The following is a 7,820-nucleotide window of genomic DNA, read 5'->3' on the forward strand; positions in this document are numbered from 1 at the left end:
ATGTTCATGTAGAATTGGCCTTCCAGGCCAAACCACGGACTGTAGGTTTTGCCAGCATCTAAACCTGCCAGATATTCCTCCTGTAACGCCAACGCCTCTTTTTTCGTGGACTCCAGACCCAGTAGTTGAATTACATACTCGCGCCTCTCCTGGGCATCGGGAAACCACAGCCACAAATTAGCCATTCTAACACCTCCTGTTTTGTATTGAATGTATACACGGCTGAATCTCCAGCGGTTACGCGCCCTTAAACGCAGAAAAACTCCCGGGGGGGAGTAATTCTTTGTTTGAGATAAGTATAGCATGGGGTGATGACAAAAGCTGTCCTTGGCCATGGGCCACTGGCAACTGGGATTCTCGCCTCCCCTTCTCAAGCAATTATTTACTTAAGTTTAGAGGGAACTTTGGTCAGCCAGCACCACCTCGAATGTTAGCGTCGTTGCCCCCCGCAAAACTGTAACTTCAATTGTTTCTCCGACTTCGCTATCGCTTAACACCTGGCGGAGATCTCGCAGACTCTGTATGGCAATTCCCTGAACCTCAATGATTATATCCTCAGCAATAATGCCTGCAATATCGGCAGGAAGCCCGGGCGGTGGCTCCACCTTCAAAGATTTTACAGTAATTACAATTGCAGCTACGTAAATTGGTCCAATAAAAGATTAAAGAATATGCCAATCTTTGATATAATGCGCTTAAGCACAATAAACAGCCTGAGACAGGTTGGGACAACCTTTTTTCAAGACAAAACGGTTAGCCAAACACAGTTTAAAACTGATGGTATGATGCTACTCAAACTTTTCTTAAAACCATCAAATTGATTTCACATCAATTCAAGATATGGGGGGCGAAATAAAATGAACTTAAGCAACAGCCATAAGCCACCCAAATTACTGTCTGCTGGAATACTCTTGTTAATTGTAGCTTTTAGTTTCTTAGGAGTCCTGAAAAACGCACTGACAAACAATGAAATACCGGTTCTTGATCAAGGTGCCATTGACTTGTCCAACTGGACCTCTGCTCAGCAAGGTCTGATTAACCTCAATGGCGAATGGGAGTTCTACTGGGAAAAACTGCTTACCTACGAGCATTTTCGTAACGGAACTCGCCAACCAGATTTGCTGGTTGAAGTGCCAAAAGTATGGAATAGTTATGACCTTAATGGCGAAAATCTGCCCGGCTTTGGGTATGCAACCTATAGGCTCAAGGTTAGGAATGCGTATGCTGGGCAGCAGATGGCAATCAGGATGCCTACTGTTTCTACTGCCTACAGTTTGTACATAAATGACCTCCTGATTGCTTCAAACGGCAGAGTTAGTACGAACCAAGAGAGTTATCGACCGGAATATCGCCCTGTTGCAGCCCAATTCACTGTACCATCCAGTGACTTTGATATAATTTTGCAGGTCACAAACTATTCCTATGCGCGTGGAGGTGCGTGGTACCCAGTTTATTTAGGGTCTGCTAATGATGTAGTAAGTTATGACAGGACCATAGGCTATAAAGATATGTTTTTAATCGGCGCTTTCCTTATCATGGCTCTTTACTATCTCTGTATTTACCTTATGCATATGGAGTATAGAAGCAGTTTATATTTTTCAATAATGTGCCTAATTGCAATTGCTAGGACGTCTATTTACGGAGACTATATCATTGACAGAATACTCCCCGGAGACAGCTACCATATTATTTTGATTATCGATTATTTTACCGCAATCTGGGCTCCTATAGCTCTCTTATTATTGCTGGGAGAACTTTTCCCGGATTATACTTCCGTTAAAGCAAAAAAACTATCTGTTACATACGCAATTTTAGTATCTTTGCTAGTGCACCTTTTCCCCGTTCATATTTTTACAAGCTGGGCTACTGTTATACAAGCAATCATGATAGTAATCCTGTCGTATACTTTGTTTATTGCAGTTAAGGGCTACCCCAAAATGAAAGGGGATTCGGGACTCATAATCGCTGGTGTCCTGATTATAGCCATGGGGATTGTGCACGATACCCTTTTCCATAACAATGTTATAAATCCGAGTTTTGGGGAACTTTCTTCCTTTGGGTTTCTGATATTTCTTTTCTTGCAAGCCTTCATCCTAGCCAGACGCTTTTCACAAACCTTTAATGAAGCCAGGGTTTTATCGGATAAGTTGGTTAAGCTTAATCGGCTCAAAGATGAATTCTTGGCCAATACCACGCATGAGCTGCGCACCCCCTTAAACACGATTATCAATATCGCCGATGGTATCTCCAGAGGAACCGAAGGACCAATAAATAAAAATCAACAAATAAACCTTTCCGTGATTGTTTCAAGCGGTAAGCGGCTGGCCAACCTAATCAATGATGTTCTGGATTACGAACAACTTAAAAATATGGACTTGAAAATGAATCAAACATCACTGAATCTAAAACGTGTTGTTGAAAGCGTCGTCTACGTTCTGGAAAAGCTTCATCGATCAAATAATGTGCAGCTTATTGTTGATATACCGGAGGATGTTCCAAATGTTTACGCTGATGAAAACAGGCTGCTACAAATACTTTATAATCTTATAGGCAATGCGTTAAAATTCACGGAAGCAGGGCAAATCAAGATATCTTCAGCGACGGCGGGCGATATAGTTGAAACGCGTGTTGAGGATACCGGGATAGGTATCCCACCCGACAAACAGAACGTCATTTTTGAATCTTTCCAGCAGCTAGAAGCTTCCCTGACCCGGAAACGTGTGGGAACGGGTCTGGGGCTATCTATTACCAAATACCTGGTTGAGGCCCACGGCGGGGAAATTAAGGTTAAGTCACAGGTCGGCGTTGGATCCCAGTTTACTTTTTCGCTACCCATTGCGACCGACGCTGCCGTTACCGAAAGCCTATCGCCCATTGAGAGAACTAAAGCTGAGAGTGCAGCTGCTGGATACTATGACAATAACACGCTTGAGCTGCCTTACAGGATCAAAAACAACGGCCCGCATATTATACTGGTTGATGATAACATAAATAACCTTTTGTCTTTAACCGGACTTCTCAGATTAGAAAACTACTCATTAACGTCGGTTACATCCGGTGAGGATTTTTATAGAGAATTTAGGGCCACTGGACATAACGTCTCTCTCGTCATTCTAGATGTGATGTTACCGGGATTGTCCGGATATGATATTTGCCGCGAGATCAGAAAAACTCATTCAGTTTCAGATTTGCCAGTGTTGATGCTGACTGCAAGAACGTCAATCAACGACATGGTCATGGGCATGGATGCCGGAGCAAATGATTACCTGGGCAAACCTTTTGACACCGAGGAACTTCTTGCCAGGGTAAAGACCCTCATACAGCTTAAGCAATCCGTAGAAAAAGCCAAAGCTTCTGAGTTAGCGTTTCTGCAAGCCCAAATCAAGCCCCATTTCCTTTTTAATGCATTAAACACGTTTGTTTCAATCTCTTTGTATGATATCGATGAAGCCAGAAGGCTGATTACAGAGTTTAGCAATTACCTAAGAAGGAGCTTTGCTTTTAACAATTATAGTCAGCTTGTACCGCTAAAGAATGAAATAGAGCTAGTGAGAACTTATCTGGAAATAGAGAAAGCCCGTTTCGAAGAGCGAATTGAGGTAGTTTATCACCTGCCAGATAACCTGGAAGTTAAAGTCCCAATGCTGATGCTTCAACCTGTTGTTGAAAATGCCCTGAACCATGGAATTCTACCCAAAACTGAAGGAGGCAGGATTGAGATACAGATAACAGAAAGCAATGATGCCTACCGCTTTAAAGTCAAAGATAACGGTGTGGGGATTGATTCTGAAAAGATTACCAGTATTCTAAGGCATGAACATACAGGCCGTGTGGGCTTATCAAATATTAACAATCGATTACTCAGATTGTATGGAAAAGGACTTCAAATAAGCAGCACCCCGGGAAAGGGCACGGAAATTTGGTGGTGTATTCCGCTTATAAAAAGGGGGAACTGGAGTGAAAACAACAGCGGTACTTGTTGATGATGAGCGCCCGGCCCTGCGAGGAATAGAAAATCTGCTAAAAGAGTTTCCGGAAATATCAATAATAGGCACATACACAGACCCAATCAAAGCAATCAACGAAATTGAACTGCTGAAACCACATGTGGTTTTTCTCGATATTAACATGCCACAACTAATGGGAACCGATGTCGCCTCAAAAATAAACGCGGCAAACCCTGAAACTGATATTGTTTTTGTGACAGCCTATGATCAATATGCTGTAGAAGCCTTTGAACTTTATGCCCTGGATTACATCTTAAAGCCCATCGATCCTCCGAGGTTTAAAAAATCAGTAGAACGGCTGCTGAAAAAGCCAACTGAGGTTGAGAATACTGCAAAAAAGCTGCAGATAAAATGTTTGGGAAGATTTCAGGTTGGCTGGCAAGGTAAGGAGCCAATCAGGTGGCGGGCCGAGAAAACCAGAGAGCTGTTTGCATTCCTGTTACACAGCCAGGGCAACAATGTTTCCAAAGATCTGCTTTTGGATAAGCTCTGGCCCAATGATAATCCCGATAGAGCCATTCGCCAGCTTTACAACGGAATTTACTATATTCGCAAAGCGCTGGAGGAGTACGGGATAGATAGATCTTTGGTCAGCATCGACAACAGTTATAACCTGAAACTAGGGGCTGTTGACTATGATGTCGGCCGAGTGAATGAATTGAAAAGAAACAGTGATGATAGTATTGAGACATTAGAAGAAATTGTGGAGCAGTTTGGGGGGGATTATCTGGAAGGAGAGTACTACCACTGGGCAACAGGTGAAAGAACAAGGTTAGAGAATCTGATGCAACAATGTCTGATTACTCTTGCCGTCCTTTGCATAGAAAACAGGGAATATTCCAAGGCAGAGTATAAACTAAAGGAAGCTTATAAGATTAACCCTTATGAGGAAAGAGTTACTGAGTTGTTTATGAAATTGTATCTTTATACAGAAGAACAGAGCAAAGCCATTAAACATTTTAAAGAATATACCGAGTTAATTAAAGATGAGCTTGGCTTACAGCCAAACGAAAAGATTTATGAACTTTATCAATCTATCAACCGATTTACTTTATAGCAGGTAATAGCTCACAACTAAAAAACTTACGAGGTTGCCTTCTGTCTACGACGGAAGGCAACTTTTTTTATAGGGATTTTGAGATGGTGAAAAATTGGTGAGAGGTCACTTGTATAATTTCCAAGTGCCCAACTGGGGCTGTCATCGGTTGCCCAGTTATTTTTGTAGTAAGGGAGTGAGCTGCTTTGAGAGTATACATTCTTGCCAATAAAGGCAATGATCAGATTATAACCTGTATATCACAAATTAAGCATGTTAATGAGATTAAGGTCTTTGACGACAATATCCGCTTTATAGAGCAATTGAGTAAACGCCCACCAGACTGCTGCCTCATCAAGTTGGGGGAGAGTCAAATACCGGGACTGACAACGGCGGAAAAAATTAAGCGGTTAAATTCCGAAATTCGAATTATCTTAATTGCCGAAGATGGGGATTACGCCCTGGAGGGTTTTGAAATAGGCGTTCAAGGCTACTTGCTCTACCCGTTAGAGGTGGAAAAGTTGGAGCAACATTTTAAAGACGTGCGACAAGAAAGCAGATGATTCGACTTATTTGGTGAAATTTTGATGAAAAGCGACTTGTATACTCAAGTAAATAGGTAAAGTTAAGGCATTTTGCAATAAAGTTATCATTTTTTGCAGTGGGGTGTATATGCCCGAGTCTAAGTTTTAAGGCCGGATTTTATACAGATTAACAAGGAGGTGAAGTTTATTAAAAACAGACAGCCATGAAGAAAACGCTACCCTTGCTGCCGGTTACCCTGTTATTGTCTACCCAGGAGCTGCTGACCAAACATTTCTGTACCACGCTTATTGCCTACCCGCAAAGATAAGTCAGTCTATTATGGAGCAGGCTTCAAGGAGAGCAACTACGTCGCAAACAGCAAGAATCGATTGTCCCACATGACATACGGGATAGTAAATCCGTAGTTTGGAGTCATGTACTACTACTCTAATATACAAGGAGGTTAGCAATGAAAAGGATACATGTTTTTGCCTTGGTTTTGGTGCTAATCGTGCCGACGGTGGTTTTTGCACAAGGCTCTGATAATGTAACCGGAAAATTTGGCGTCGCCCATGCCCCGGAAGTGACGGGCATTGAAGTTTATACGAATGAGGCATGTACAGAGGTTGCCACTTCATTAACTCCCCAGCAAGAGTACTTTATCAAGATTGATGTTAGCGATGAAGATGGGATTGATACCGTTCTGAATTTAGAAGTCAGATTATGGTATGACGTGGATGGGGCAATAACCGATACCATTATGTCGGACTCTTCTCAAATCCCATATCCTGATAAGGGATTTGTGTTTTTGTGCTACTCACAAACTGGAGCGATATTTATTCCTTTTAACAAGGGGTCGTGGGATGTGGGTGAAGCAATTATAGAACAACATACTGATACCACAGCATCTTATACCATTCCCGTGACTATTGGCAAACTGGCCATGGAGACCACCACCGATGACGATGCCTGGATGATCGGCGTCTATGCCAAGGATGAACTCCATACACCAGATGATCCCTTTCAAGGTGAAGCTTACTATGAAAAAAACGGCACCGCCGGGTTGCCCATGAATTGGTATGGGGAGATAGTGGTGGAAGAAAACACAGCAGTTGATTGGGGCAATATTCCCGGGGGAACTAAGTACAGTGATGACGAGGCCCGCCAAGAATTAAACCAGGGAATTTCTTACCTTTCCAATGGGACTTACGGTGAGCAGGCTAAGGCAGCTAAAGAGTGGGACCTAATCGTTGGGGAGGGACAGGCCTCCCGGGTCGCGATGGATCCGACCGTAGCTAACAATTTCAGCTTAAAAGTTGGGAAAACCCAGGACCATTCCGCGGCTGAAACCCTAGATTCAAGTGAGGATGCTTTTGTTTCCATCCAGACAGGCAATGAAAGAGCAGTATTTGTTGGCACCACTGCAGAAGGGGAAGAAGTTGCCAACCCAGCCGATTATAACTTGTTCATTGAGCTGGCTACGGAGTTCACAGTTGGCACCTATTCCGGCAGTATTACCTTCGGAATTTTTAATGACCATGAGTAACCCAGGTAAGCCAAAGAATATTGAAAGGAAGTGCGAAAATGAAAAGAGCGTTCATCTTAACCCTGATCCTTTTGTTGGCTGTGCCGTCCTTAGGTCTGGCTTCCGGTGATGTAACCGGGACCTTTGGCATTGCTTCGACCCCACAAATTGAGAGTATTCGAGTGTATCAAAGTGATGGAACTAGCCCGGCACAAACCCTGACACCCCAGCAAGACTACATTATCGAACTCGACATTTCCGATGCCGATGGAATTGGGACGGTTGATAAATTGGTGGTTAAGCTCTGGTATGATGAGGATGGTGGGGAAGTATCCGGAACTGATATGAACTCTATTACAAACTATCGGTCGGACGAGATGATTGAAATTTATTGGTGGAAAAGTACAGGAACTTTAGCCTTTACAGGGGCTAGCGGTTCTTGGCAACTGGATGTAGATAGTGCAGTATTGCCGACAGATTTCAATGCTGAACGTACGGATATTTGCACAATCAAAATCCCTGTAACTATCGGAAAAATAGCCCGGGAAACCATCGGCAACGCAAAATGGCAGTTAGGGGCCAGGGTTGTTGATGATTATAATATCCTCAGCTCCTATGCCTACTTTGAAACCGGCTATGTGTATGGCTTGCCCATGGATTGGTACGGAGAAATAATAGTGAATCAAGGGGTAGAAGTAGACTGGGGCAATATTCCTGCCGGAACCGA

Annotated in this window: 7 protein-coding genes; 5 read left to right on the plus strand and 2 right to left on the minus strand. The window is 43.1% G+C overall.

The genetic code is table 11. The features are described from left to right. Together FH749_08650 and FH749_08655 are read right to left on the minus strand one after the other, a co-directional pair. Positions 1–185: hypothetical protein (locus tag FH749_08650; GenBank protein MTI95543.1), on the minus strand; the 185-nt coding region annotated here is incomplete at its 3' end. Between the two features lie 207 nt (positions 186–392). Further along, positions 393–656: a PDZ domain-containing protein gene (locus tag FH749_08655; protein MTI95544.1), complete on the minus strand. Its 264-nt coding sequence runs from the start codon at positions 654–656 to the stop codon at positions 393–395. Between the two features lie 201 nt (positions 657–857). On the opposite strand from FH749_08655, the gene FH749_08660 reads away from it, so the two are divergent. The 5 genes from FH749_08660 to FH749_08680 all read left to right on the plus strand — a co-directional run. Beyond that, entirely contained in the window at positions 858–3,983 is a 3,126-nt protein-coding gene (locus FH749_08660; GenBank protein MTI95545.1) for a response regulator, read from the plus strand. Continuing rightward, the gene (locus FH749_08665) at positions 3,958–5,064 is read left to right on the plus strand and encodes a response regulator (GenBank protein MTI95546.1); all 1,107 of its coding nucleotides are present in this window, start codon (positions 3,958–3,960) and stop codon (positions 5,062–5,064) included. The genes FH749_08660 and FH749_08665 overlap by 26 nt, the downstream gene beginning before the upstream one ends. A 185-nt stretch (positions 5,065–5,249) precedes the next feature. Then, on the plus strand, positions 5,250–5,606 hold the full coding sequence (locus FH749_08670; GenBank protein MTI95547.1) for a response regulator: 357 nt from the start codon (positions 5,250–5,252) through the stop codon (positions 5,604–5,606). A 431-nt stretch (positions 5,607–6,037) separates the two neighbouring features. Continuing rightward, positions 6,038–7,114, plus strand: coding sequence for a hypothetical protein (locus FH749_08675; GenBank protein ID MTI95548.1), 1,077 nt, complete (start codon positions 6,038–6,040; stop codon positions 7,112–7,114). A 38-nt stretch (positions 7,115–7,152) separates the two neighbouring features. Continuing rightward, positions 7,153–7,820 (plus strand): hypothetical protein (locus FH749_08680; GenBank protein ID MTI95549.1); only part of this gene is annotated, 668 nt, incomplete at its 3' end.

It is taken from the genome of Bacillota bacterium, assembly GCA_009711825.1.
Lineage (GTDB): Bacteria > Bacillota > Proteinivoracia > UBA4975 > VEMY01 > VEMY01.